The 26,397-nt window shown below is 53.9% G+C and carries 30 protein-coding genes; 21 read left to right on the forward strand and 9 right to left on the reverse strand.

Annotated features, from left to right (window positions below; genetic code table 11):
* Positions 1-12: 12 nt before the first annotated feature.
* Entirely contained in the window at positions 13-825 is an 813-nt protein-coding gene (hisJ, locus tag KNP79_RS01940) for a histidinol-phosphatase HisJ (protein WP_215190965.1), read from the reverse strand.
* Positions 826-934: 109 nt separating this feature from the next.
* Here hisJ and KNP79_RS01945 point away from each other — a divergent pair, with 109 nt between their 5' ends.
* From KNP79_RS01945 to hisE, 10 genes are read left to right on the forward strand one after another with little or no spacing between them, the layout of a single operon-like run.
* Entirely contained in the window at positions 935-1,858 is a 924-nt protein-coding gene (locus tag KNP79_RS01945; RefSeq protein WP_215190971.1) for an ATP phosphoribosyltransferase regulatory subunit, read from the forward strand.
* Positions 1,855-2,463 (forward strand): ATP phosphoribosyltransferase, encoded by a 609-nt coding sequence (gene hisG / locus KNP79_RS01950; protein WP_034777382.1) that lies wholly within the window; start codon positions 1,855-1,857, stop codon positions 2,461-2,463. Before KNP79_RS01945 ends, hisG begins: the two co-directional genes overlap by 4 nt.
* Positions 2,460-3,677 carry a histidinol dehydrogenase gene (gene hisD, locus KNP79_RS01955; RefSeq protein ID WP_215190972.1) on the forward strand — a complete coding sequence of 406 codons (1,218 nt, stop codon included), beginning with the start codon at positions 2,460-2,462 and terminating at the stop codon, positions 3,675-3,677. The genes hisG and hisD overlap by 4 nt, the downstream gene beginning before the upstream one ends.
* Positions 3,674-4,687, forward strand: a complete 1,014-nt coding sequence (locus tag KNP79_RS01960) for a pyridoxal phosphate-dependent aminotransferase (RefSeq protein ID WP_215190974.1) — start codon at positions 3,674-3,676, stop codon at positions 4,685-4,687. Before hisD ends, KNP79_RS01960 begins: the two co-directional genes overlap by 4 nt.
* Positions 4,674-5,261: an imidazoleglycerol-phosphate dehydratase HisB gene (hisB, locus tag KNP79_RS01965; RefSeq protein ID WP_214752801.1), complete on the forward strand. Its 588-nt coding sequence runs from the start codon at positions 4,674-4,676 to the stop codon at positions 5,259-5,261. Before KNP79_RS01960 ends, hisB begins: the two co-directional genes overlap by 14 nt.
* Positions 5,258-5,845 (forward strand): imidazole glycerol phosphate synthase subunit HisH, encoded by a 588-nt coding sequence (hisH, locus tag KNP79_RS01970; RefSeq protein ID WP_215190976.1) that lies wholly within the window; start codon positions 5,258-5,260, stop codon positions 5,843-5,845. The genes hisB and hisH overlap by 4 nt, the downstream gene beginning before the upstream one ends.
* Complete coding sequence (gene hisA / locus KNP79_RS01975) at positions 5,823-6,536, forward strand: 1-(5-phosphoribosyl)-5-[(5-phosphoribosylamino)methylideneamino]imidazole-4-carboxamide isomerase (protein ID WP_215190982.1); 714 nt, start codon at positions 5,823-5,825, stop codon at positions 6,534-6,536. Before hisH ends, hisA begins: the two co-directional genes overlap by 23 nt.
* A complete protein-coding gene (hisF, locus tag KNP79_RS01980) occupies positions 6,529-7,296 on the forward strand; it encodes an imidazole glycerol phosphate synthase subunit HisF (RefSeq protein WP_034777390.1) in 768 nt (255 codons plus the stop codon). Before hisA ends, hisF begins: the two co-directional genes overlap by 8 nt.
* The gene (hisI, locus tag KNP79_RS01985; RefSeq protein ID WP_034777391.1) at positions 7,245-7,577 is read left to right on the forward strand and encodes a phosphoribosyl-AMP cyclohydrolase; all 333 of its coding nucleotides are present in this window, start codon (positions 7,245-7,247) and stop codon (positions 7,575-7,577) included. The genes hisF and hisI overlap by 52 nt, the downstream gene beginning before the upstream one ends.
* On the forward strand, positions 7,574-7,882 hold the full coding sequence (hisE, locus tag KNP79_RS01990) for a phosphoribosyl-ATP diphosphatase (RefSeq protein WP_034777392.1): 309 nt from the start codon (positions 7,574-7,576) through the stop codon (positions 7,880-7,882). Before hisI ends, hisE begins: the two co-directional genes overlap by 4 nt.
* Positions 7,883-7,924: 42 nt before the next feature.
* Here hisE and KNP79_RS01995 read toward each other — a convergent pair whose 3' ends face one another.
* Complete coding sequence (locus tag KNP79_RS01995) at positions 7,925-8,848, reverse strand: DUF7916 family protein (protein WP_034777393.1); 924 nt, start codon at positions 8,846-8,848, stop codon at positions 7,925-7,927.
* 90 nt (positions 8,849-8,938) lie between these two features.
* On the opposite strand from KNP79_RS01995, the gene KNP79_RS02000 reads away from it, so the two are divergent.
* Positions 8,939-9,493, forward strand: coding sequence for a maltose acetyltransferase domain-containing protein (locus KNP79_RS02000; protein ID WP_214752807.1), 555 nt, complete (start codon positions 8,939-8,941; stop codon positions 9,491-9,493).
* 33 nt (positions 9,494-9,526) lie between these two features.
* Here KNP79_RS02000 and KNP79_RS02005 read toward each other — a convergent pair whose 3' ends face one another.
* From KNP79_RS02005 to KNP79_RS02035, 7 genes are all read right to left on the reverse strand, one after another.
* Positions 9,527-10,531 (reverse strand): pyridoxal phosphate-dependent aminotransferase, encoded by a 1,005-nt coding sequence (locus KNP79_RS02005; protein WP_215190984.1) that lies wholly within the window; start codon positions 10,529-10,531, stop codon positions 9,527-9,529.
* A complete protein-coding gene (locus KNP79_RS02010) occupies positions 10,528-11,286 on the reverse strand; it encodes a transporter substrate-binding domain-containing protein (protein ID WP_034777396.1) in 759 nt (252 codons plus the stop codon). Before KNP79_RS02010 ends, KNP79_RS02005 begins: the two co-directional genes overlap by 4 nt.
* A 125-nt stretch (positions 11,287-11,411) precedes the next feature.
* Positions 11,412-11,939 carry a P-loop nucleotide/nucleoside kinase family protein gene (locus KNP79_RS02015; protein ID WP_215190990.1) on the reverse strand — a complete coding sequence of 176 codons (528 nt, stop codon included), beginning with the start codon at positions 11,937-11,939 and terminating at the stop codon, positions 11,412-11,414.
* 9 nt (positions 11,940-11,948) lie between these two features.
* Complete coding sequence (locus tag KNP79_RS02020; RefSeq protein ID WP_215190992.1) at positions 11,949-12,671, reverse strand: nucleotidyltransferase domain-containing protein; 723 nt, start codon at positions 12,669-12,671, stop codon at positions 11,949-11,951.
* Positions 12,668-13,189: a DNA topology modulation protein gene (locus tag KNP79_RS02025; protein ID WP_214752815.1), complete on the reverse strand. Its 522-nt coding sequence runs from the start codon at positions 13,187-13,189 to the stop codon at positions 12,668-12,670. Before KNP79_RS02025 ends, KNP79_RS02020 begins: the two co-directional genes overlap by 4 nt.
* A gap of 13 nt (positions 13,190-13,202) precedes the next feature.
* Positions 13,203-13,649, reverse strand: a complete 447-nt coding sequence (locus KNP79_RS02030; RefSeq protein ID WP_215190994.1) for a GNAT family N-acetyltransferase — start codon at positions 13,647-13,649, stop codon at positions 13,203-13,205.
* A 16-nt stretch (positions 13,650-13,665) separates the two neighbouring features.
* Positions 13,666-14,166 carry a hypothetical protein gene (locus KNP79_RS02035; RefSeq protein ID WP_215190995.1) on the reverse strand — a complete coding sequence of 167 codons (501 nt, stop codon included), beginning with the start codon at positions 14,164-14,166 and terminating at the stop codon, positions 13,666-13,668.
* Between the two features lie 142 nt (positions 14,167-14,308).
* Between KNP79_RS02035 and KNP79_RS02040 the strand changes: the two genes are divergently transcribed.
* The 10 genes from KNP79_RS02040 (at position 14,309) to KNP79_RS02085 (ending at position 26,354) form a co-directional block, all read left to right on the forward strand.
* Positions 14,309-15,772: a phytoene desaturase family protein gene (locus KNP79_RS02040; RefSeq protein WP_215191002.1), complete on the forward strand. Its 1,464-nt coding sequence runs from the start codon at positions 14,309-14,311 to the stop codon at positions 15,770-15,772.
* 16 nt (positions 15,773-15,788) lie between these two features.
* Positions 15,789-16,217, forward strand: a complete 429-nt coding sequence (locus KNP79_RS02045) for a GNAT family N-acetyltransferase (protein WP_215191007.1) — start codon at positions 15,789-15,791, stop codon at positions 16,215-16,217.
* Between the two features lie 101 nt (positions 16,218-16,318).
* Positions 16,319-16,750 (forward strand): YlbF/YmcA family competence regulator, encoded by a 432-nt coding sequence (locus KNP79_RS02050; protein WP_021067281.1) that lies wholly within the window; start codon positions 16,319-16,321, stop codon positions 16,748-16,750.
* A 54-nt stretch (positions 16,751-16,804) separates the two neighbouring features.
* Positions 16,805-19,330: a DNA mismatch repair protein MutS gene (mutS, locus tag KNP79_RS02055; RefSeq protein WP_215191018.1), complete on the forward strand. Its 2,526-nt coding sequence runs from the start codon at positions 16,805-16,807 to the stop codon at positions 19,328-19,330.
* A gap of 4 nt (positions 19,331-19,334) precedes the next feature.
* Complete coding sequence (gene mutL / locus KNP79_RS02060; protein WP_215191020.1) at positions 19,335-21,137, forward strand: DNA mismatch repair endonuclease MutL; 1,803 nt, start codon at positions 19,335-19,337, stop codon at positions 21,135-21,137.
* Between the two features lie 163 nt (positions 21,138-21,300).
* Positions 21,301-21,960 carry a 50S ribosomal protein L25/general stress protein Ctc gene (locus tag KNP79_RS02065; RefSeq protein WP_034777406.1) on the forward strand — a complete coding sequence of 220 codons (660 nt, stop codon included), beginning with the start codon at positions 21,301-21,303 and terminating at the stop codon, positions 21,958-21,960.
* A 210-nt stretch (positions 21,961-22,170) separates the two neighbouring features.
* Positions 22,171-23,013 (forward strand): formate/nitrite transporter family protein, encoded by an 843-nt coding sequence (locus tag KNP79_RS02070; RefSeq protein ID WP_034779841.1) that lies wholly within the window; start codon positions 22,171-22,173, stop codon positions 23,011-23,013.
* A gap of 190 nt (positions 23,014-23,203) precedes the next feature.
* Positions 23,204-25,048, forward strand: coding sequence for an anaerobic ribonucleoside triphosphate reductase (locus KNP79_RS02075; RefSeq protein ID WP_215191021.1), 1,845 nt, complete (start codon positions 23,204-23,206; stop codon positions 25,046-25,048).
* Positions 25,026-25,481, forward strand: coding sequence for an anaerobic ribonucleoside-triphosphate reductase activating protein (nrdG, locus tag KNP79_RS02080; RefSeq protein WP_215191023.1), 456 nt, complete (start codon positions 25,026-25,028; stop codon positions 25,479-25,481). Before KNP79_RS02075 ends, nrdG begins: the two co-directional genes overlap by 23 nt.
* A 54-nt stretch (positions 25,482-25,535) precedes the next feature.
* Positions 25,536-26,354 (forward strand): fumarylacetoacetate hydrolase family protein, encoded by an 819-nt coding sequence (locus tag KNP79_RS02085; protein WP_215191025.1) that lies wholly within the window; start codon positions 25,536-25,538, stop codon positions 26,352-26,354.
* The last annotated feature ends 43 nt before the right edge of the window (positions 26,355-26,397 follow it).

Below are 26,397 nucleotides of genomic sequence, written 5' to 3' on the forward strand. Positions count from 1 at the left end.
AAAAAGCCACGTTCATAGGAACGTGGCTTTTTTTTGTATAATTTCGAACCCGGCGCCGACATCGAAGGCGATATGGGCGTCTGAACCGAGCACGAACGGGATGCCGAGTGCGGCCGCCTCGGACGCGACGTCAATGGCGTAAGGTTGGCCGCAATCGGGCTTGCGGAGCCCGGCCGTATTCAAATCGAGACCGAAACCGCGCGTGGCGATCGTTTGTAGCAAGCGCGTCTGTTCGTCCTGCACGTTCGAGCGGTCCCACGTGTAATTGTGTTGATACTTGATCGGTAAGTCGATATGTCCGATGCGGTCCACTTTCAGGCGCTCCCAAGGGAATGCGAGCCCGGCAGCGAGCGCCGTATAATATTGTTTCATCACGGTCTCGAACGAGCCGACACGTTTGACGAGCACATCAAACGTCTCCGCCGAGAAGTCGATAGGCAGGAGCTCGTCGTCGACGAGGAGAAAGTGTTGGGACAAGATTGCTTCGTCTAATACGTCGGCATACGGCTCGAGCAACGCCAGCGTCTCGGACTCATATCCGGGCAAATAGTCGATCTCCAAACCGATGCGGAGATCAAGTTCGGGATACGACCGCTTCAACGTCTGCAAAGCTTCTATATAACGTGGGAGCAAATCGAGCGCCATCGCTGAATCTTGTTCTGGCGTCGGGTCTTGAAACCGGGCCGGGAGCGGCGCATGCTCCGTGAACGTGAGCGTCTTGATTCCTTGGTTCAAGGCGCGCTTTACATACGCTTCGAGCGAATCGGATGAACCATGCGGACAAAATGGGGTGTGAAGGTGACCATCACGGGTAAAGTCAATCATCAGTCGACATTCCTTTCGAGTTCGCCGGTTGACAGCAACGGCTTGGTTTGATAAATTTAACACACTACTTTAGTTTGGTAAAGTGATAATAAGATAAAGGGTGATATTGATGATCTGGTTCAATACAAAAGGATCCATCCCGGAAGGATGGCACGAATTGCAAGGGGAAGACGTTCTGCGTCCAAAGCAGTGGATGTTGTCATTTTTAGAACGAGCCGAGTCAAATGGCTACAGTGTCATTGAGCCACCGCTCGTGGAATATTATTCGCACTATCAAGACTTGGCCTTGTTCGATGAGTCGGCCTATTATCGTCTGTTCGGGAATGACGGCGAGTTGCTCGTCATGCGTCCGGACTATACGTTGCAAATCGCTCGGAAGCTCGCCGATGGTCATGAACCGATGCGGGTCGCCTATGCCGGTGCCGTCTATCGGCGTACCCCGAAACATTCGGGTCAGCCGCATGAGCGTCAACAGCTCGGGCTTGAATGGATTGATGGTGATGCACCCGATATGGAGCTGATTGAATCGTTCCTCAGTATGACCGAGCGGGTGTTGCCGCAAGACGGGCTTCGGATTCAAGTCGGCTCGGCTGCCTTGGTCGCGGCCGTGGCGGAAGAGGCCGGGATCCCAGAGCGGACGCTCCGTCAATATTTGGCGCTCCGTAACTTGGAATCACTCCGTGACCTCGCGGATACGTATCAATACCCGTTAATCGCGAAGCTACCGTTCTTAATCGGTGATTCGGCACTCGCTGAACTACGAGAAGTCGCCGAGCTAGGATTGACGGCTGCGATCAATGAAGTCGAGCGGGCGGTCGAACATTTACGCGCCATCGGTTTGAACGTATCGTACGACTTTGGACAGACCGGCGATTTTGATTACTATTCAGGATTGACGGTGACAGGAAGCATCGATGGACGGCGCGTCCTCTCGGGCGGTCGCTATGATTCGCTATACGGACATTTCGGTCAATCGCGACGGGCGTTCGGATTGTCGCTCGATTTAGAACAGTTAGGTGAGGTGATTTTATGAAAGTGGCCATCGCGAAAGGACGCATTGAAAAAGCGGCCCGAGACTATTTCGAACAAGTCGGATTAACCGTCTGGCCCGAAAAACGCGGCCGGGAACTGACCGTCGAAGTCGACGGGCATGAGTTCATCTTCGTCAAAGGGGATGACGTCTATAAATATGTCATGCACGGCGCGGCTGATGTCGGCGTCGTCGGTGGCGACATCTTGCGAGAGAAGACGCCTGGCGTCCTCGAAGTCGTCGATTTGCCGTTCGGCCGTTGCCGGATGGCGGTTTGCGGACCGAAAGAACGGAAGAACGGGACGAAAAAATTGAAAGTCGCGAGCAAGTATCCGAATATCGCCATCTCTCACTTCGCTTCGAAGCGACAGAACGTCGAAGTGATTGCGTTGAACGGTTCGGTCGAACTCGCACCGCTCACAGGACTCGCCGATTGCATCGTCGATATCGTCGAGACGGGGGCGACGCTTCGTGCGAACGACCTCGAGGAATACGAAACGATTTTCACGGTGAACGCCAAGTTCATCACGAGTGAGACGGCGCTCGCTAACGATCCTGATGAATTGAAGGCCTGGATTCGTCGTTTAAGCAAGGAGGAAGCGAAATGAGCACGGAAACGAATCGGAGCCGGCGTGAAAGCTGGGCGGAAGCGGTTAAGCCAATTCTTGAGGCCGTGGAGTCGAACGGAGATGAGGCGCTCCTAGAATTTACAAAGAAATTTGACGGTGTCGACGTAATCGAAACGGTCGACTTGACGGCCTTCACGCCACCTGAAGCTTACGGGGAGTTGACCGAGGCGTTGACGCTCGCCGCCGAACGCATTCGCACGTTCCACGAGCGTCAGCGTCGTCAAGACGACGCGTATGAAGATGGCATGTTCAGACTCGGACGTCGCTTCATGCCGCTCGACTCGGTCGGCGTGTACGTACCGGGTGGGACGGCCGTCTATCCCTCGAGCGTCTTGATGAACATCATCCCGGCGAAAGTGGCCGGTGTGAAACGGATCGTCATGGTGACGCCGCCAAAACCAGATGGCATCGACTTGTCGCTATTGATTGCGGCAAAAATCGCAGGGGCAGATGAGTGTCATCTCGTCGGCGGGGCACAAGCCGTGGCCGCGCTTGCGTTTGGCACTGAGACGATCAAACCGGTCGACAAGATTGTCGGACCTGGTAACGCCTATGTCGCGACTGCAAAATCGCTCGTCTCCCACATCGTCGGCATCGACTCGGTCGCTGGACCGTCTGAAGTACTCATCATCGCCGATGCGACGGCTAATCCGAAATGGGTCGCCGCCGACTTGCTCGCCCAAGCCGAACATGACGTCGAAGCGACGGCACTCGCTCTCGTCACGTCAGACGAGTTGGCCGAACGGATCGAACAGGAATTGGCACGCCAGCTGGCCGAGCTACCACGCCGTGACATTGCGGTCGAGGCATTGAAACGAGGCGGGGTACGCATCATGTCGAGCGAACGTGCAATCGAAGTCGCCAACGAGATGGCAGCCGAGCACGTGCAACTTGCCGTCTCCGACCCGGAAACCTATATGCAAGCCATCCGTCACGGTGGTTCGTTCTTCCTCGGTCATGAAGCCGCGGAAGCGTTTGGCGATTACATCGCTGGACCAAACCACGTCTTGCCGACGAGCGGGACGGCCCGCTTCTCGAGCGGTCTCTCGGTCGATGATTTTTACCGGAGACAGACGTTCCTTCAGATGACGGAGCTCGATGAACGTGTCACACGCGCCGCGATTCGCATCGCGCAACAAGAACAACTTGACGGCCACGCCCGAGCGATGGCGGTTCGATTGGAGGACGTATGAGACAGAACTATGAGACGATTCCCCGCTACGTCCCGCAGGCGGTCAAAGGACATGCGTTGAATCAAAACGAGAGCCAATATGAGTTCCCAGAGCGGTTAAAGACGGCAATCCGAGAGCTTCCGCTCGATTTGAGCCATTATCCGGTCGATGAGTTGGCAGCGCTGAAACAAAGTTATGCGACATATGCTGGTGTGGATCCGCAACAACTCATGGTCGGGAGCGGCAGTGACGAACTGCTAGCCATTTTATGTCAGGCAATTCTTGACGCCGATGACGTCGTCGCCGCTCCGATTCCCGATTTTTCGATGTACGGCATTTATACGCATATTGCTCGCGGGAATTTTGTGCAGCCGGATGCGGACGGATTGTCGATTCAATCATTGCTCGAGACGATCGAGGCGGAACGGCCGAAACTTGTGCTCGTGTCGAACCCGAACAATCCGACGGGAAAGATGTGGTCACTCGATGAACTCGAAACGGTCGCCAGCCGTGTTCCATATCTCGTCGTGGACGAGGCATATATCGATTTCACGATGGAAGATTCATTCAAAGACCGACTCGCGGACCACGCGAACGTCATCATTCTCCGTACGTTATCGAAAGCGTTCGGACTCGCGAATCTGCGCATCGGTTTCATGATTGCCGACGAGCGCTTAATCGAGAAGATTGATCGGTTCCGTTCGCCATTCAACGTGAGCGGGCTGAGTGCGGCCGTGGCGACGGTCGTGTTGAACGACTCCGAATATATCGAGGAGTCGATCAGCTTCCATCAAACGCAACGACAAAAGCTTGAAACGTTGCTCGCACCGATTGGAAACGTCTTACCGAGCCGTGCCAATTTCCTATACGTCAAAACACTGGACAGCGAAGCTTGGGCCGCCCGTTTCTTAGAAAAGGATGTCCATGTTCGCGCGTTCGCAGACGGGATTCGTGTCAGTGCCGGCACGGACGAGGCGTACCGCTTGCTTCAACAAACGATAGAAGAGGTGACTTCACTTGAGAACAGCTGAGACGAAACGAGAGACAAAAGAGACGAACATCGAGCTCAAGCTTGATTTGAATGGGACAGGACAAAGTGACATCAAGACAGGTGTCGGCTTCTTTGACCATATGCTGACACTGTTCGCGTTCCACAGCCAAATCGATTTGACGGTCCATGTCGAAGGGGATACGTGGGTCGACGCTCACCATACGGTCGAAGACGTCGGAATCGCCCTTGGGCAGATGATCAATCAAGCGCTCGGCGACAAAATCGGCATTCGCCGCTACGGCACGAGTTATTTGCCGATGGACGAGACGCTCGCGCGTGCCGTCGTCGACGTGTCGGGCCGTCCGTTCCTCGTCTACCGGGCCGATATTAAAAATCCGAAACTCGGAGACTTTGACACCGAGCTCGCCGAAGAGTTTTTCCGGGCCGTGGCGATGAACGCCCGGTTGACACTGCACCTAGAGGTCCTCTACGGGTCGAACTCGCACCACATGATTGAAGGGTTGTTCAAGGCGTTCGGTCGCTCCCTCGCCGAGGCGATTGGGCAAGACGGGTCGAATCGATTGCCGTCGACGAAAGGACTGATCGAAGGATGAAAATCGCGGTCATCGATTATGGAATGGGTAACGTGTTCAACGTCGAACGGGCACTCCAAGCTATCGGCTGTTACGTCATCATCACGAACGATCCAGTGGAAATCGAGGCAGCTGATGCCATCTTGCTGCCTGGGGTCGGAGCGTTCCCGCAGGCGATGCAATCGCTGAGCGAGACGGGGCTGATTCCGCTGTTGAAACGATCGGCGAATGAAAAGCCGTTCCTCGGCATCTGTCTCGGCATGCAACTCTTGTTTGAATCGAGTATGGAAGGCGTGCCGACGGAGGGACTCGGTTTGATTGAAGGGCGCGTCGAGCGGATGCGGGCGAAACGTCTGCCACACGTCGGATGGAACTCGATTTTGCGCGACGAGGACGTCTATTTCGTCCACTCGTATCACGTCGTGACTGATCCAGTCCACATCGTCGCGTCTGCCGATTATATGGGTGAAACCGTGCCAGCCATCGTGCAAAAAGGACTCGTCACGGGGATGCAGTTTCATCCCGAGAAGAGTGGCGCGTTCGGATTACGTTTATTGACAGAATGGAAGGAGGCGGTCGAACGTGAGATTACTACCGGCCATTGATTTGATTGACGGAAAAATCGTCCGCTTGACGGAAGGCGATTTCAATACAGAAGAACAGTACGGAGACCCGTATGAGAAATTGAAGGAATGGCAAGGGCGCGTTCCGATGCTTCACTTGATTGATCTCGAGGGAGCGAAAGCCGGCGAACCGAGACATCTTGATGTCGTCCGATTCGCCAAATCGTGCGGCTTCTTCGTCCAGACCGGCGGAGGCATCCGTTCCGAGGAAGCGCTCGATGCGGTTATGGCGACCGGCGCCGACCGTGTCTTGCTTGGGACAAAGGCGTTCACAGATTCGGATTTCTTGGACCGGGCGCTCGCGAAGTACGGTGATCGGGTCGCCGTCGCCCTCGACGCCTATGATGGCATCGTCGCCGTCAACGGATGGCAAGAAGCGACCGACTTAAAAGATATCGATGCCGCGAAAGAACTCGTCGACCGTGGGGTCAAGACGATTCTCTATACGGATATCGGTTCGGACGGGAAATTGAACGGACCGAACCTTGAGCGGATGAAGGCGCTCCGTGAGGCTGTTTCGGTCACGATCATTGCCTCGGGTGGCGTGACGACCGAGGCTGACGTCGAGGCGCTTCAAGCGGCCGGCATCGACGAGGCGGTCGTCGGGAAGGCACTACTCTCCGGACAAGTCAGTCTCGATGACTTGATCGAGTGGGAGGCGCGCCATGCTTAAACGTCGCATCATTCCGTGTCTTGATGTGAAAGACGGTCGTGTCGTCAAAGGGATCGAGTTTGTCGCGTTACGTGACATCGGCGACCCCGTCGAGATTGCCAAGTATTATGACGCCTCCGGTGCGGATGAGCTCGTGTTTCTCGATATCACTGCGAGTACGGAACGCCGCCAGACGATGCTTGACGTCGTCAGTGCCGTCGCCCGGAAAGTGTTCATTCCGCTCACGGTCGGCGGCGGTATTCGGTCGCTTGAGGATATTTCCTCGCTCTTAAAAGCTGGGGCCGATAAAGTGTCGCTCAACACGCTCGCCGTCGAATCACCCGATTTGATTAAACGAGCGGCCGAGCGGTTCGGGTCACAATGTATCGTCATCGCCATCGACGTCAAGTTCGAAGACGACGATTACTTCGTCTATACGTATGGCGGGAAGAACCGGACCGAGTTGCGGGCCGTCGATTGGGCAAAGCAAGTGGCCGCACTTGGGGCGGGTGAACTGCTCGTCACGTCGATGAATCAGGACGGAAAGCAGAGCGGCTACGATTTGCGAATCCTTGATTTGCTCCGGGACGCCGTCGATATCCCGATTATCGCCTCTGGCGGTGCCGGGAACGCGAATCACGTCGTCGACGCGCTCGAGAAGGTCGATGCGGCGCTACTCGCCTCGATTTTGCATGACCGGAAAACGACAGTGGAAGAGGTGAAACACGTATGCAGCGAGCACAACTTGCCGATGCGGTTCGTTACGACGAAAACGGATTGATTCCAGCCATCATCGTGTCGACAGAGGACGACGCCGTCCTCATGTTAGGCTACATGAACGACGAGGCGATTCAGAAGACGCTCGAGACGAACACGGTCACGTTCTGGTCACGTTCGAAAGGGCGACTCTGGATGAAAGGGGAGTCGAGCGGAAATACGCTCGAGCTCGAAAGCATCCACGTCGATTGCGATCAAGACGCGTTGTTGGTCCGTGTCCGCGCCAATGGGCCGACGTGTCATACAGGAAATCGAAGCTGCTTTTTCACGGAGGTGGAAGGATGATTCACGAATTAGAGAAGTTGATTCAAGAACGACAGGCATCACCGAAAGAAGGGTCGTATACATCTTATTTATTCGACCAAGGTGTCGACAAGATTGCCAAAAAGTTTGGGGAAGAGTCGTTCGAGGTCGTCATCGCGGCGCTGAACGATAAAGATTTGGTCGAAGAGTCGGCCGATCTCTTGTACCACCTGCTCGTCTTGCTCGCCACCAAAGGCGTGTCATTAGAAGACGTTGAGGCGCTCCTCGCCAAACGGCACGGGACGACGACTCCGGCGAAACCACGCCGAGACGTCACCGACTGGTAACACAAAAAGGAACGAAGCCACAATCGGCTTCGTTCCTTTTGATTAGCGGTTGACCGAGGCGGCCATACGGATGTACGTATGGCGCCGTCCCCGAATCGCAATCGATAACGCCTGGATATTCTCCGGTGTGGCGATTCCGGACAGCCCAGCATCGCCGATATGGAAGATGTCCGTCCCACCGCGCTTCGAGGACAAGGCGATGTCACGAATCGTCGCTTCATCGGACCCTTCCTGTGATGTGCCGATGGCGGCGACGACGAGTTTATCCAACGCTTGAATCTCGCGCGTGACTTCATAGAATTCATCTTCACGGACGCCAGGAACGGTGCCGGGCGCTGGAATCAAGATAATATCGGCCCCGGCTTCAGCAAAACGGACGTACGCCTCTTGATCAAGTACACGGCCGACGCCGGCTTGATGCATCTTCCCGGCGATGATGACGCCCGCGAACTCTTGGCGCGCGTTGATGATGGCTTGCTCGATCGCCTCGTTCGTCACCCCGGTGTTCGGGTTTCCGGTCAGGCAGATGAAGTCGATCCCGAGCTCTGACGCTCTGGCGAACGCTTCCCGTGTCGCGAGCCGTCCTTGTTTCACATCATACATGTCCTCCGATTTCTCGGAAAAGTCGACCGGCTCGAGGTTGACCCCGAGCGGCAAACCGACGAGCCGCTTCAATTCCATGATGGGATTGTCAGACATCGTCTCGCCCGGCATGTTTCCGAACAAGGCGTGGCTTTCGAGACCTTTTATGTACGGGTGGAACACGTCGAGCATGTTCAAAAGAATCATGTCAGCACCGAACGCCCGCGCGAGTTCGGCGTTCGTCACTTCCGGATAGAGTGGTTGTACGGTCGGGATGACTTCGGCGAGTACGGTCCGGCCTTCGGCTTTGCGAATCGATCCAATCAAATCCGAGCGGTTGAACGTCAAGAAATCACTGGCTCTACAGTCAAGAATTCGTTTCATCTGTCTATTCCTCCTCTAGTTCGTCATGTTCCTATTCCCCATTTCGCTAGAAATTCCTCTATAATGATGACAGAATAGGGGGAGATGCAGATGACTGAAAAAGAAAAGATGATTCGGGGCGAGCTTTACTTGGCCGGAGACGAGGAACTCGTCGCCGACCGGCGTCAGGCCCGGCGTTTGACGGAACGATTTAATCGATCCGGGATTGATGAACTCGACGACCGAAAAGCAGTGTTAGCGGAGCTGTTCGGCTCGACCGGAAGTTCGTTTTATTTGGAGCCGACGTTCAAATGCGACTACGGTTATAACATTCATCTCGGAGAACGGTTCTTCGCTAACTTTGATTGCGTATTCCTCGACATCTGTCCAATCACATTCGGTGACGATTGCATGCTCGGTCCGGGTGTGCACGTGTATACAGCGACGCATCCGCTCGACCCGATCGAACGAATCTCGGGTCTTGAATACGGGAAACCGGTCACGGTCGGACATCGGGTATGGATCGGCGGCGGTGCCATTCTAAACCCAGGGGTGACAGTCGGGGACGATGCCGTCATCGCCTCTGGCGCCGTTGTGACGAAAGACGTGCCAGCCCGTGCCGTCGTCGGGGGGAATCCAGCAAAAGTGCTCAAGTTCATACCATGACGAAACGACCCGACATCACGTCGGGTCGTTTGCTTATGCTGTCGGTTGTGACGCGAAGGTGACTAGTGCCTGACGTGTTGCTTCGAGAGCAGATTCATTGCCGAGCGTGATGCGAATCCCGTTCGGTTGTTTCGATGTGTGAACGCCATGCGCGACGAGGTGGGCCCAAACGGCCTCCGGCTCATCGAGCGTGACGTAAATGAAGTTCGCCTCGGCGGGATGGACGTGTCCGATGGTGGCGAACAAGTCGGTCCACTGTCCGCGCATGTCGGCGTGCCATGCGATGGCCTCATCGAGATACGTCGCATCTTGTAAGAACATGTTGGCGATTTTCGCGCTGACACCGCTAATGTTGAACGGCGGGACGAACTGACGGAAATAAGCGGCGAGTTCGGTCGTCGTGACCATGAAACCGAGGCGGACGTTGGCCAGGCCAAACGCCTTCGATAACGTCCGCAGTACAATCACATTCGCAAATGAATCAAGATGGGCCACCATGCTCGACGTCGGTGCGAAGTCGATATAGGCTTCGTCGACGATCAAGTACGGCACGAGTCCCGCGAGTTCGGCCAATTCAGCGACGCTCCACAATTTACCGGTCGGATTGTTCGGGTTCGACAACAGCAACAGCTTCGGTGTGTGTTGCGTGATCGCCTGGACGAGTGCGTCATACGACAGGTCATCGGCTTGCACGTGCCGGCCGTGCGCGATTGTCGTGAAGATCGGATAGAGTGCGAAATCCGGGCTCGGTGACAAGACGACGTCTTCCGGTGCCAACAGCGCCTGGGTGACGACGTGAATCATCTCGTCACTGCCGCAACCGACGAGCAATTGATTCGGGTCGACACCGGCATAGGACGCATAACGGGTGAACAACTCGTCAATCGGTTGGACCGGATACTCATGCAAGTCTTGGAACGAGATCGTCGCGAGCTGGTCATAGAGGCGGGACGGCACCGGGAACTGACTCTCGTTTTGATTCAAACGGTAACCTTCTGGATAGGTGACTGGATAAATCGGCAGCGAGACTGGTCTCATTCCGTCGGCTCCATCGAGAACCATTTTTTGGCGAGTTTGTCGATTTCACCTGAGTCGATCATCTTGTTCAACTCTTCGTTGAACTGATCGCGAAGGTCGTCCTCCAATTTAAAGGCGGCTGCAGAACCTTTCTCGCCATCTTCTTTAAGCGCGAACGTGTAGAGCCCTGCGTCTTGATCCAAGTATTTTTGGGCGACCGTGTCCTCGATGACCATCGCGTCGATCCGACCCGTATTCAACTCTTGGACGATCTCTGGAATCTTGTTCAATGAGACGAGCTCTGCCTCCGGAGCTTGGTCTTTGGCGATGTTTTCTTGAATCGAAGCGGTTTGGACACCGATTTTCTTGCCGGCGAGCGCTTCAATCGATTCGAGTGACTCATCTTTCGTCATGACTAAGTTCGTCGCCGACAAGTAGATATCCGAGAAGGCGGCATTTTCTTTCCGCTCTTCGGTCGGCGTCATACCGGCCATAACGAAGTCGACACGTCCGGCGTTTAGTGCCCCGAGCAGGCTGCCGAAGTCCATGTCTTCAATTTTGAGTTCGTAGCCGAGGCGTTCCGTGACGGTTTCGGCAATCTCGATATCAAATCCGACAATCTCGTCCCCGTTCGCCGTATCGACAAACTCATACGGGAAGTAATCGGCGCTCGTCCCCATGACGAGTGTTTTTTTCTCTTCGCCCGTCGTCTCTTGGCTACATCCTGCTAGTAATGCACTTGCCACTAATCCCCCTGTAATGACCCACTTTTTCATGTATGAATTCCTCCTTCAAGATATGAGACTAAGTGTATATGTATGATTATTAATTGTAAAGCATAAAAATACAAAAATGATTAAAAAAATACATCCAGGAAAAAGTCACAGGATGCATCAGGTGGTCAATCAATCGCTTGCAGATAGGCGATGGCGTCGGGTAAATACGTCTCGAGGGGGCGATTCGTATCGATTGTAAGCGTATGCATAAACGGCGGTTTTTTACTGGCTGCGACGGTCTGTTGGAAATCTTCTGGCGAGACGCTGCTGATTTGACTGAGCTTCCGCTCGCGTTCCCGTAAACGGCGATTGATTTCATCGATGTCATCGATGAGACATTCGATGTAACGATACGTGGCCCCGTTATTTGCCGCAATCGCCAAACCGCGGTCGATCATCACGTCATATAGACAAGGGCTATCTAAAATGACGTTCCGACCTAAAGCAAGATGGAACTCGACGAGCGCCCAATCGATATCATAGGCAATTTTTCCGGCGAGCACCGGGTCAAGCGGGTGTTGTGAAGTCGATTCAAGCAGTGCCGTCTTCGTGACATCGTGATCGACGATGATCGCATCCAGTCGTCGAGCGATTTCCCGAGACAGCGTCGATTTGCCGGACCCAGGGAAACCGGACATTTGAAGAAAGAACATGGGATACCCTCACGTTTCGTTTGATTTCCCGCGGCTGAATCCGGCGAACAACCGGCCGCCGAACGGGGAGAGCGTCTCATCGACGTAACGGATGAGCGCGTCGGGTTCGTTCGTTTGATAATACGCCTCAAGGGCAGTGACGAGTTCTCGGGCTGCTTGCGCATCGTAGCGGTCGAGAGCGCGGTATGTCCATTTGGAGGAGCCCATCCATTGTCGATTCGTGCGCAGGATGAACTCACAGACCAACGTGGCGAGAGTGCCCGCGATGAATAACCCTTCTGCCCGAGTGGTGCATCCAATCAAATCCTCGAGTGCATCGGTCAGGAAGTATCGCTTCATCTCAATCGTCTCGTCCGACCAAACCTCGGGCCCGCTGTCGAGCAACGCTCTCGCTTCACGTTTGATGTCTTCGACGATGTCTGTGTCCTTCAAGATGATGCCTTCGGTGACCATTCTCGGTAACGACGGAATGGCACGCTGGCAATCCTGCTCGAAGAACGTCCGATACGACGTCAAGTTATGGGCGAATAGTTCGATGGGCCATCCGGACTCGATGAACGATTCTCGATAAGACGAGCCGAGGGTGTCGTCGAAGATGATGATGTCTAAATCCGACGTTGCGGTCGCCTCACCACGGACGACGCTCCCGGCGAGCAGTGCGGCCCGACAGTGGGGGAAACGCGTTGTGACGAACGTCTTCGCTGCTACAATTGGTTCAAGTTTAGGAATCATAGGTGTTGCTCCGTACCGACGCGCGTTATAAAGTCACGAACCTCTGTCCGTGAATGCAATATGATGACTTGTTTGTTATCAGGAAGGGCTTGCAATCGGTTGATCACAATCGGGCGTTGCGATTTCGGATAATCCCACACCCATTTCAAGAACTTCGGGTCAAACCGTTCCTCACAACCTGGGCCCATGTCCGGACGTGTCTTGCCACGATAGGAAAGCATGCGCTTCAAGACGCGATACGTACAAATAATCCTCGGCAAGTCGAGAAAAACAATCGTGTCGGCAGCATGAAGGCGCAAGTCGAGCGTGCCCCCGTAATTGCCGTCGATGATCCATGAATCGCGTCCAATCAATGCGGACTGCGTTTTAATTTGTTCTTGCCGTGTGGCGGGTGACCAATTTGGTTTCCATAGTAAGGCGTCTAAGTGATGGACGTCGATGCCGAGTTGGGTTCCCAACACGCGGGCGAGCGTCGATTTGCCCGAACCGCCTGAGCCGATGAGAAGTATTTTTTGCATCGAATACCACCTTTCAAATGTCAATCTTCATAAATTTACTGACGTCGGTGAAACCGAGTTGTTCATATAGTCGCATCGCCGTTTGATTGTGAGCATACACGTTCAGGCGCACATCGGTATGGCCCATCTGTTTGAACGTATCGAGTGCTTCTCGCATCAATAGTTTGGCATAGCCGTGACCGCGAAACGAGGGCTTGATATACAGGTCGTTCACCCAGCCGACCTCTGCACCCGTCAAAAAGTCGAACGCTTTATCGATTTGCGTCCAGCCGACGAGCGTCTCACCATCGACGAGACAGAGGAAATAGGCACCAAATTTCGCAGAGTGTTCGTACGCTTCAATCATCTTTTCCCGGCTATCAGCCGAGACGTGATTGGTTGCTTCTTCGCGGTTGACGCCTGCAAGACTATAAATTTCGGTCAGTTGTGATTCGGTTGCTCGTTGAAACGTGAGATTCATATCGATTCCGCCTTTGTTAGGAGTCTGTGGATTCAAGGATACGCCATTTTTCAATGACACCGTCCTCTTCGTATAGGACGCGTACTTCCATCTGGTTCAATACGAGCCGCTGCTCGCTGGCGAAGAGCACAATTGGATAACCGATTGACAGCGGTTCGTCCGCTTCAAAGACGGGGCTGTGCGCTTGCATGGCATAATAGCCGTCCGAGCGCGTGTTGGCCGCCCCAGCATCGACTTGAATCACCGTATCGAACCCTTGGAGTCGTAACACGTAACTATAAGTCGTGCGCGCCCCGCGTTCGAGTCGCCACTCCTCGATAATTGCCTCGCGGCCATCGTTCACTTCCTTGAGTAACACTTTTTGTGCCGTGTACTCGCGTTCATACGGAATCATCTCTTGAATGTTGACAGCCGTCATCGTGGCGACTTTTTGTGATTCTTCGGATGGAGGTGTGATCAAAATACCGATAAAAATTAAGATAGGGATGAGCAGATAAATGATGACCCGACTTCGCATATAGTTTCACCTGTCCTTTATCGATTTTTTTCGCCATCTTCTGGCAGAACCCTGCCTAAAGCTTGAAATATGTTGCCGAAACACGTCGAAACATCTCGGATACAAGGAACCCATGTATGATGAAGTCAGGAGGGGATGAGGAATGAGAATCGGGATTATCGGCGGTGGGATTGCCGGGTTGACGACCGGGGCGTTGGCAAGTCGGATTGGTCATGACGTGACGGTGTTTGAATCATCGCGGGAGTGGGGTGGTTGCGCCGGTAAGTTCGAGCGCGGTGACTACCGATTCCCAGCCGGGGCAACGCTCGGGATGGGATTTGAACCGGGCGGACTACACGAACGAGTGCTGACGTATTTGGGTGAGTCGATCGACGTTCGGGTGTTAGAGGAAGTGATGCAGATTCATGTGGACGGGAAAACGGTCCGCTATTATCAAGACCCGACTCGTTTTTTACTTGAACTTGAATCGACGTTTCCCGAACTCGCTCCGCGGATTCGTGCCTTCTTGAATGAAGTATGGACCGATTTTGAGACGATTCGTCCTTTGTTTGAGACGCTACCGGCGTTGCCGTTTCGAACGATTCATTACGCATCGGTTGCGATACGTGGTTTTCGACCGACGCAACTACGTGCGTTTCGGAAGTTATACCGGTCGCTCGGTACAACGTTAAAACGGCATCGATTGGACGGGACGGCGTTCGAACGGGTCATCGACGGGATTTTGCTCGATAGTCTTCAGACCGGAGCTCGCGAGGCGAGTCACTTGCTCGCGGCCGTCGCGTTATCGATTTACCACGAAGGGGCATTTTACGTCGATGGCGGCTTGTACACGCTCGCTCACGCCTTGGAGCGCTCGATTCAAAAAGACGGCGGACAAACCCTTCTCGGACGACAAATCGTCAAACTCGAGCGCGTGGCGGACGGTTGGCTCTTGACCGATCGGCGGGGCCGGCTCGACCTCGTCGATGTCGTCGTCTCCGCCATCCCGCTCGAGGCGACCGCTCAACTGCTGAGCGGAGATACGTCACGTCAATTCAGCAAGCAGTACGGGCGTCACTTAAAGCGCTCGCAATGGGGAACGTTCAGTCTGTACGTCACGTTACCTGAAGCGATATGCATGAACCGTCCGCTGTTCCAACAAGTGTATAGCGATGACTTACCGTCAGGACACGCCTTCATCTCGATGTCAGCCGCAGATGATTCGCTCCGGACCGAGCGGCCGGAACGGACCGTCACCGTCTCGACCCATATCGATTTGACAGAGTGGCAGGCTTGGAAAGACAAGGTGACGTATGAGAAACTAGAGACAGATTGGACCGAGCGTCTCGTCTCGGTTGTGAGTCGAGCGTTCCCGGACTGGAACGGCGAATCGTCTGTCATGTTGCCCGGGGGACCAGGGGCGTGGGTGAAATATACGAAACGTCCGCACGGCGCGGTCGGTGGTTATGCCCAAACACCGCAACAAGCTTTGTTCCATGCGGCGAGCTACCGGACAACCTTGCCGAACCTGTATGTCTGCGGGGATACAGTATTTCCGGGGGCAGGCACAATCGGGGCGATGACGAGCGGGCTTCATGTCGCTCGAGCGCTCGGTTCGAAGTTATGAGGGGAGACAAGTGGAGATGCATAAAAAACGGTTTGACGAATTGACGACGAAAGAACTCTATGAGTTATTGGCGCTCCGGACCGAAATCTTTGTCGTGGAACAAGATTGCCCATATCAAGAAGTCGATGGGAAAGACGTGGCGGCGGTCCATTACTGGATTGAGGCTGATGGTCGTCCGATCGCGGCGCTACGTGTCCTCGAGGAGGAGTCGCCGGTTGCCATCGGCCGTGTCGTCACGAAATCGACGCATCGGGGACAAGGCCATTCGCGGCGTTTGATGCAAGAAGCCGTGGCTGACTTTGGGGATCGCGATTTGTACTTGCAAGCACAGACATACGTGGAGCCGTTCTATGCGAGCTTCGGGTTCACACGAACGAGCGAGGATTACTTAGAGGACGGGATTCCTCACGTCGATATGGTTCGGACGGCGACCGTCTCGAAGTGAATCGATGCGGTACCGTTTGCCATAAGTTCGTGGTAGAATGATGAGGAATACTTGCGTGCGTCAAGGCGTGCGTTCAATCATAGAGAGCAAAGGGGTTTACGATGGTGACTGATCAAACTGTGATTCAAAAAGCGAGAGAATTAGCCGACTTATTGGCGAGCACGCCGGAAGTGGCCCGCTTCAAAGAAGCGGAAACGAAAGTGAACGAAAGTGAACGCGTTCAAACGTTGATTAAACGTATCAAATACTTACAAAAAGAAGCCGTCAACTGCAAGCACTACGGGAAGACGGAAGCGCTCGCCAAAGTTGAGCTGAAAATCGACAAGGCGATGGACGAACTCGATTCGATCCCGGTTGTCCAGGCGTTTCAGGAGACGCAAGTCGAAGTGAACGATTTGCTTCAATACGTGACGGTCACACTCGCCAACTCGGTGACAGATCGCATTATCGAGTCGACGGACGGTGACGTTCTCGCCGGTAAAACAGGAAGCGGTATGGCAGCGGAGAAATCACGCGGCGGCTGCGGATACTAACAAACAGACAGCTGGCCTTTGGTCAGCTGTTCTAATTTCTAGAGGTGAACACGAATGGAAACGATACATCAAACCCCGATGATGAAACAATACTTTTCAATCAAGGCCGATTATCCAGACGCCTTTCTCTTCTACCGGCTCGGTGACTTTTACGAGCTGTTCTTTGAAGATGCCCAAATCGTCGCCAAAGAACTTGCGTTGACATTGACCGCGAAAAACGGGAAGAACGCTGAGCACCCGATTCCAATGTGTGGCGTACCACATCACTCGGCCGCTATCTACATTGAACAACTGATCGAAAAAGGATTCAACGTGGCCATCTGTGAACAAATGGAAGATCCGAAAGCGACTAAAGGGCTCGTCAAACGTGAAGTCATCCAAGTCATCACGCCAGGTACATACATGGCTGCACTCGGTGAGAAAGAGAACCGGTATTTACTATCGGTCGTGAACGTAGCAGGCCGTTTCGGGATTGCCCGCGGCGATGTGACGACAGGTGAATCTTGGTTGACGACCTTACCGTCGCGTGAGGCCGTCCTACGTGAAGTCGAAGGGTTGGTCCCGAGTGAAATCATCGTTGATGACGCCGAGTTGGCAGACCATCTCTCATCACTCGGCATTCCGTTGTCGGTGCAGACAGAGCGGCTAGCGAGCCCGTTGTCGAGCGGAGCGAAAGACGAGGCGCAAGTGAGCGCGTTTGAATTGCTGTTCGCTTATTTGACGCGCACGCAAAAACGCGCCCTCGATCATCTCCAACCGGCCGTCGCCTATGAAGTCGAGGCCCATATGCAACTCGATGCCAACACGGCCAGGAACTTGGAATTGTTCCGGTCGGCTCGGTCCGGTGAACGGAAAGGGTCGCTTCTCGCCTTGCTTGATGAGACGACGACGGCGATGGGGGGACGGTTGCTGAAACGTTGGCTCGAACAGCCGCTCTATACCGAGCAGGCGATTCGGGACCGACAAGATGCGGTCGAGAACTTGGTCGATGACTTCATGCTTCGTGACCAGTTGCGTGAACAGCTACGTCACGTCTACGATATCGAACGGCTCGTCGCCAAAGTCGGTTACGGGACGGCCAACGCCCGTGACCTCGTCCAACTCCGGAACACCCTCGAGCGCATCCCGGCGGTGCGGGCCTTGCTCGAAGGCGTCACGGCCTCACGGCTTCGTCAAATCGATGATACGCTCGACACATTCGACGACTTGGCCAGCATTCTCCAGGCAGCGCTCGTCGAGGCGCCACCGATCTCGATTAAAGAGGGTGGGATGATTCGTGCCGGCTATTCGGCCGAACTCGACGAACTGCTCGAGGCGAAAGCGAACGGAAAGACATGGATTGCCAATCTCGAGCAACAAGAGCGGGTCGCTACCGGCATCAAGTCGCTGAAAATCGGCTATAATCGTGTCTTCGGCTATTACTTGGAAGTAACGAAAGCGAACGCCCGTCTGCTCGAAGAGGGACGTTACGAACGGAAACAGACGCTGACGAACGCCGAGCGTTACGTCACACCCGAGCTAAAAGAGAAAGAAGCGCTCATTCTCGGGGCTGAAGAGAAGAGTTGTACGCTCGAGTATGATTTATTCGTCGCCTTGCGTGACCAAGTCAAGCAAGAGACGAAACCGCTCCAACAACTGGCGCGCTCGCTCAGTGAGCTCGACGTCTTGCTCGCGCTCGCCATCGTCGCCGAAAAACGTGACTATGTCCGGCCGACGACGTCGACGAACGTCCAAATCGATCGTGGCCGCCATCCGGTCATCGAGACGGTGCTACCACGCGGTGAATACGTCGCCAACGATTTGACGCTCGACGACACGCGGCGCATGCTCTTAATCACCGGACCGAACATGTCCGGTAAATCGACATATATGCGTCAATTCGCCTTGATTGCCATCTTGCATCAAATCGGGTCGTTCGTGCCGGCTGAAGCGGCTGAGATTCCATTGTTTGATCGAATCTTTACCCGCATCGGTGCGGCCGATGACTTGGTGAGCGGCCAGTCGACGTTCATGGTCGAGATGACGGAGACACGCCAAGCGGTGACAGAGGCGACCGAACACAGCCTCATCTTGCTCGATGAGATCGGTCGGGGGACGTCGACGTATGATGGCATGGCGCTCGCCCAGGCTATCGTCGAATACATCGCTTCGACAATTGGAGCGAAGACGTTGTTCTCGACCCACTATCACGAGCTGACCGTGCTCGAAGACACGATCCCTGCTCTTGAGAACGTGCACGTCCGTGCCATCGAGCGAGACGGGCGTGTCGTGTTTCTACATGAAGTACATCCGGGGCGGGCCGATAAGTCGTACGGGATTCATGTCGCTGAGCTCGCTGAATTGCCCCGTGATTTGATTGAACGGGCGCGGACCATTTTGTCTCAACTTGAGACGGACTCGAAACCGGAACGGGCAGCTGTTGAACATCCGGGAACGGCAGAACCCGTGGCCCAACTATCGCTCTTTGAGGCGGAAGACGAGATTAAACGACAATTGCTCGAACTCGATTTGTTGGCGATGAACCCGATCGAGGCGATGCAAGCGCTCTATGCGCTCCAACAATCCGCGAAGAAGGGGTGAGTCGATGGGAATCATTCAAGAGTTACCGGAACAACTGGCCAACCGAATCGCGGCTGGCGAAGTCGTCGAGCGACCGGCCTCGGTCGTGAAAGAGCTCGTCGAGAACGCGATTGACGCCGGCGCCACCAAAATCGAAGTCGATTTGGAGGAAGCGGGCATCCGTCTCATTAAAGTCCGCGATAACGGGCACGGGTTTTATGAAGAGGACGCCCCGCGCGCCTTTTTACGTCACGCGACGAGTAAGATTCGGGACGAGCACGACTTGTTCCGGATTCGCACGCTCGGCTTTCGGGGCGAGGCGCTCGCCTCGATTGCTTCGGTCAGCCATGTAACGCTGAAGTCACGCCGGGCCGAGGAAGACGGGTTCGAGATGACGCTTCAAGGCGGCGTTGTCACGGCGCAAACACCGGCCGCGGCGAACGTCGGGACGGAGATAGCCGTCAGTCAATTGTTCTATAATACACCAGCCCGATTGAAGTATTTGAAAACGTCCGCGACGGAACTGGCGAGCATCACCGACACGTTGAACCGAATCGCCTTGTCCCACCCGGAAGTTCGCCTCACGGCGTTCCATGAAGACAAGGAACTGCTCAGGACGAGTGGGAACGGCGACATCAAGCAAGTCATGCTCGCCATCTATGGCCGACAAGTCGCGGCACAAATTGTCACGGCGTCGAGTAAGACGAACGACTATAGTTTGAGCGCCCATCTTGTCCGTCCGGAAGTGACGCGTTCGAACAAGCAGTACGTGACGCTCATCTTGAACGGTCGGAGCATCAAGAACTTTGCGTTGACCCAAAGTGTGCTCGAAGGCTACCACACGCTACTACCGATTGGTCGTTATCCGATCGCTGTCCTCGAAGTGAACATGGACCCGATGCTGATCGATGTCAACGTCCATCCGACGAAACGAGAAGTTCGGCTTTCAAAAGAGAAAGAGCTCTGTCAATTGATTCGCGAGACGGTCCAACTGACACTCCGGGAACAGCGTTTAATCCCGTCGGTCAAACCGAAAGAGCGACCGGTCAATCGGACCGAACAAGAGCGACTTGATTTCACGGTTGAACGGGCGCCGGTCACGGATGAAGCGCCGACGTGGAACTATCCAATTCCACGTGAGCCTGTCACGTCACCGAGTCGATGGTCGCCGACCCCGCTCGTCAATGAAGCGCCTGAGCCGATAGCGTCGACGGTCGAATCGGAAACAATCGAGACGAAACGAGAGCGGTTGCCGCCGCTCGACGTCATCGGTCAATTGCATGCGAGTTATATCGTCTGTGGTGCCGAGGACGGGATGTACGTCATTGACCAACACGCGGCCCAGGAACGAATCAAATATGAGTTGTTTTACGAGCAGCTCGGGAATCCTGACAAGGAATACCAGTTGTTGCTGCTTCCGCTCACGCTCGAGTTCACGCAAGAAGAGGCGCTCGCGATTGAAGAAGTCACTCCGCTTTTAAAAGAAGCAGGTCTAGAATTGGAGCCGTTCGGCGGCAACACGTTCCTCGTTAGAGAGATTCCGACGTGGTACCCGCAACACGATTTAGAAGGAACGGTCCGTGATTTGATAGAGATGGCGATCCGGGATCGCTCCATTGACATCGCTAAATATCGGGAAGATGCGTCGATTTTGATGGCGTGCAAACGGTCGATTAAAGCAAACCATCCGTTGAACCACGAGATGATGCGGCAATTGCTTCACGATTTGAATCAGACGACGTCTCCGTACACGTGTCCGCACGGACGTCCGATTTTAGTGAAGTGGAGCACGTACGAGCTCGAGAAGCTATTTAAACGCGTTATGTGACACGCCTGTAATCTTTTCTTAACCTCCTGTTACGTTTATGGATAGGTGGCTATGGGAACAATATACACATGTCACTCAACGCATCGAGGTTGAGAGGTGGCTTTTTCACTGCCTCACCCTCAAGATGTAGACATGATCGATAAACCAGTAGGGGGAAAAGATTATGGCAGACACGCTTAAAGTAACGAAACGAGAATTACGACCACGTTCGGTCCGCGCTAACTTGCGTAAAGAAGGAAAAGTGTTAGGTGTCGTTTACGGCTACAAAGTTGAAAGCACACCGGTCGCATTCGAAGAGATGGCACTTCGTAAGATTCTTCGTGAACACGGCGACAACGCTTTGATCGAACTCAATATCGATGGTAAGAAAGTGAACACACTCGTTCACGGGACAGAAGTCGACCCATTTACGAACGAATACAAGCACGTCGAATTTATGGCAGTGAAGATGGACGAAGCGACAGAAGTCGAAGCGGACGTCACACTTGTCGGCGACGCGAAAGGCGTCAAAGAAGGCGGCTACTTGGCACAGACGCTCTATAAAGTAACGGTCTCGGCAACACCAGCCAACATTCCGGAGCGTATCGAGCTTGATGTTTCTGAACTCGGCATCGGTGACTCGCTCACTGTCGCTGATATTCCAGAGAACAAAGATTACGAAATCGTATCTGAGGGTGATCTTCAAATCGCATCGGTGAATGAACCGGTGGCGGTCGAAGACCTTGAAGCTGATACAGCGACAGAAGGCGAAGTTGAAGCGACTGAAGAGGCGTCAGAAACTTCAACGGAAGAGTCGGAAGAGGCTTCTGAAAACAAAGAATAATCATTTCGAACGGCCCTTTGCAAAGGGTCGTTTTTTTCTAGTCACAAATCCGACAAATGTAAACGATTACGATGTGAAAAATGTGTCAACATGTGGAAGGGGCGATTGCAATTTATTCGTTTCGGGCTTATATTGTTAATGATTTCACATGTTCGTTCTTATTATAATGGTTTCATTCAAACAGAAAGAAGGGTTTGTGACATGGCATCAATGGAAATCCATGCACTCGAATCGTTGCGGAAGAAAGCACAGGCATCTTCGCAAATGATTCATTATCGGCCAATGGAGTACTTTTTACGAGCAATGCTCGCGGGGATCTTTATCGGATTCGCTTCAATTTTCACACTGAAAGTCGTCAACGGAATGTATTTGATCGATTCTCCGTTCACAACGCTCATCGGAGGATTCTCATTCGGGATCGCCCTCGTCATGATCATCTATGGCGGAGCCGAACTGTTCACCGGGAATACGATGTACTTCACAACCTCGACGATGCGGGGGTACACGACGCTCAGCGACACGATGCTCGTCTGGTTGCTCTGCTTTGTCGGGAATGCGCTCGGTGGCGTTTTGTTCGCCTTGCTGCTCGCGCCGACCGGTGTCATCCAAGAACTTGGGATGGACAACTGGCTGTTCTCGGTCGTCGAAAGCAAGATGCACCACACGACGGTCGAAATTTTCTTCCGCGCGATCTTCTGCAACTGGATGGTCTGTCTTGCCATCTTCTTGCCGAAGCAAATGAAAAACGAGTTCGCCCAAATCTTCTCGATGATCTTTCTCGTCGCCGTTTTCTTCGCCTCAGGATTTGATCACGTCATCGCCAACTTCGTCTTGTTCGCCCTCACGCTCGTCGTCCCGCATCCTGAGGCGATCAGCTTTGCCGGCGCGATCCACAACTTGATCCCAGCCACGTTCGGGAATATCATCGGTGGCGCGTTGTTCATGGGTGCGATCTATACCTGGTTAAACGCGAAAGGCTTGCGTGAAGCCCAAGAATCGGAAGCAACGGAAGAAGTCGAATTGAAAATTGTGAAACCTGCCAAAGAAGTATAAGGTAGCTCACGACAACGAGCAGTCGAGTCCACGTCAGTGGCTCGACTGTTTTTGCGTTTTTATCACAAGCATTGATCACAATTTCGACTTCACATCTCAATAGCAAAACATGACATAATCTATATATGGAACTTAAGCGAGTAATTAACTCGCTTGTAATCAATATATAGTGAGGTGATGCGGAGTGAATATGCTCCAGCTTTATGAAGATGTCTGTGTTCTCCCAGATCAGGACCTCGTACAAGAGAACGCCAACGTCGACGGGAAATCACCACTTGGAAAATTGGCACGATTATCCTCAGAAGTATCAAAACAATTGTCGACGACATATCTATTATCAGAACGGTCACGTCAAGCCGTCGAGGATAATTTTTTGTATATCCATGACGCCGACTACTACGTGACAGGATCGACGACGTGTTGTCAAATCCCACTCGGTGAGCTACTCACGAACGGATTTCATACCGGGCACGGGACGATTCGACCGCCACAGGATATCCGCTCGGCGATGGCGCTCGCTTCGATTATTCTTCAAGCGAACCAAAACATGCAGCATGGCGGTCAAGCTTTCCCGATGTTTGATGTCGACCTCGCACCGTATGTCGAAAAGACGTATGAACGTCAGCTCGAGCGGCTCAAAAAGCTACCAGTCGAATGGACGACCGAGCAACTTTTTGAAACTGCCGAGTCTGAAACAATCGCGACGACGTATCAAGCGTGTGAGGCGTTCATCCACAACGCCAACTCGATGCACTCACGTGGTGGCGGACAAGTACCGTTCGTTTCCATCAATTACGGCACCGACACGAGCCGGTGGGGACGCGTATTCATTCGAGAGTTGCTGCGCGCGACCGAGCGAGGGCTCGGTAACGGGGAGACGCCGATTTTCCCGATTCAAATCTTTAAAGTGAAAGAAGGGGTCAACTTCCATGAGGACGATCCGAACGTCGACTTGTTCCGTCTCGCCTGTCGTGTGACGGGCAAGCGGTTATTCCCGAACTTCTCGTTCGTCGATGCTCCGTTCAACCTTCAATACTACGACGGGACGCACGGCTCGGAAGTCGCCTACATGGGTTGTCGGACAAGGGTGATGGGGAATCGGCATGGTGCCGAGACGTCGATTGGACGAGGCAACTTATCATTTTCGACGTTGAACTTGGTCAAAATGGCACTCGTCTCCTCGGATATCCATACTTTTTATGAGACGCTCGACGCTTACGTCGACGTCGCCATCGATCAATTGCTCGAACGATTCGACTATCAAGCGAAGCGGCACGCCGACGAATTTCGGTTCCTCTATGCCCAACACGTCTGGCGGGGGGGAGAGAGACTCGGGCCAGAAGACGATCTTCGCGAGGTACTGAAGCAAGGGACGCTCTCGGTCGGATTTATCGGTCTCGCCGAAGCGCTTCGTGTTCTCACAGGTGGCACGCATGCCGAGTCACGAGAGGCGGAACGGCTTGGGCTCGATATCGTCACTCATTTACGTGATCGAATGAAGCAGGCATCGGAACGATACGATTTGAACTTTTCTCTCTTGGCGACCCCGGCCGAAGGATTGTCGGGTAAATTTGTGACGAGAGATCAGCAATCGTTTGGGATGATCGAAGGTGTGACCGACCGCGCCTTTTATACGAACTCGTTTCATGTGCCCGTGTATCAATCGGTCTCGATTCGCGATAAAGTCCGTCTCGAAGCGCCTTACCACGCGCTCTGTGATGCGGGTCATATCACGTATGTCGAAGTCGACGGATCGCTCGCCCATAATGCGGAAGCGGTCGAAGCGATCGTCCGGCTCATGCGGACCGAGAACGTCGGCTACGGGTCGATCAACCATCCGGTCGACCGTTGTGGCAACTGCGGCCTTGAAGGGATCATCGACGAAGCGTGCCCGACATGTGGCGAACATGAACGAATTGAACGGATCCGTCGCATCACCGGCTACTTGGTCGGGACGATGGACCGGTGGAATTCGGCAAAACGAGAAGAAGAACGAGCGAGGGTGAAGCATCATGCGCGTCCTATCCGTACTTGAAGAATCGGTCGTCGACGGTCCAGGCATTCGCACGGTCATCTTTACGGCGGGCTGCCCGCACCGTTGCCCCGGGTGTCATAATCCAGAATCTTGGAATCCGCGTGGAGGACAAGACGTCTCGGTCGCGGACTTACTCGCTCAAATCGAACAATCAGGCTGGGACGGGGTGACGATTTCAGGCGGGGAACCATTTCTGCAACCGGAAGAATTGGCACGGCTCGTCGACGGATGTAAGGTCCTTCAGAAAAACGTTTGGGTGTATACGGGCTATACGCTCGAACAGTTGCAAGCCATGCACGACGAATTCGTCACAAGGGTGCTCGACCGTGCCGATGTGCTCGTCGATGGGCGTTTCGAACAGCCGCTCATGGACCGGTCGCTCCGGTTTCGGGGATCGAGCAACCAGCGGATTATTTTCTTAAACAAAGCGTAATCGGGGCCGTCGCGTCCCGATTTTTTGTATACTAGCAAAAAAGGGGGAATTTTGATGAAATGGTGTAGTTTTCAAGTTGAAGGAGAGCAAAGGGTCGGTGTCGTGGCAGGAGAGTTCGTCTATGACGTCAGTGACCAATTACATACGACTTCGTTGTTAGAAGTCATCGCGCGTGAGTTTGAACCGGATGTCGATCTAGATGTCGCGCCAAGGCTGGCGCTTCAAGACGTCACGTTCGTCGCACCGTATCGTCCGCTCAAAAATGTCATCTGTATCGGGAAAAATTACGAAGAGCATGTGAAAGAGATGGATACGGCCGGGGCCGGTAAGCTCGTCATCTTCACGAAAGCGCCGACCTCGGTCGTCGGCCCAGAGGCTGTCGTCGAACGTCACCCCGAATTGACCGACCAGCTCGACTATGAAGGCGAACTCGCCGTCATCATCGGGAAATCAGGCCGGGATATTGACGACGTCGATGCCCATATTTTTGGTTACACGATTCTGAACGACATCACGGCCAGGGATGTGCAAAAACAACACGTCCAGTTTTTCCGCGGCAAATCGTTCGATACGTTCTGTCCGATGGGGCCATATATCGTCACACCGGATGAGCTCTCGTTCCCACTGACGATTCAAACGGTCGTCAATGGCGAGACACGTCAAGATGGGTCGACGGCGGATATGATTCGCCCGATCGAAGAGTTAATTCGGACTTTGTCAAAGGGCATGACACTTGAAGCAGGAGACATCATCGCGACCGGCACACCGGCCGGGGTCGGCCACGGCATGAAGCCGCCCGTCTATCTCCAATCAGGAGACACGGTCGAAGTGAGCATCACGGGACTCGGGACGCTCCGTAACATCATCGTCTGACCCAATTGACGCAAATTGTGAAGAATCTTGTAATCGATGCTTC

Origin of the sequence: Exiguobacterium sp. s7, from assembly GCF_018618195.1 — a bacterium.
GTDB classification, from domain to species: Bacteria; Bacillota; Bacilli; order Exiguobacteriales; family Exiguobacteriaceae; genus Exiguobacterium; species Exiguobacterium mexicanum_A.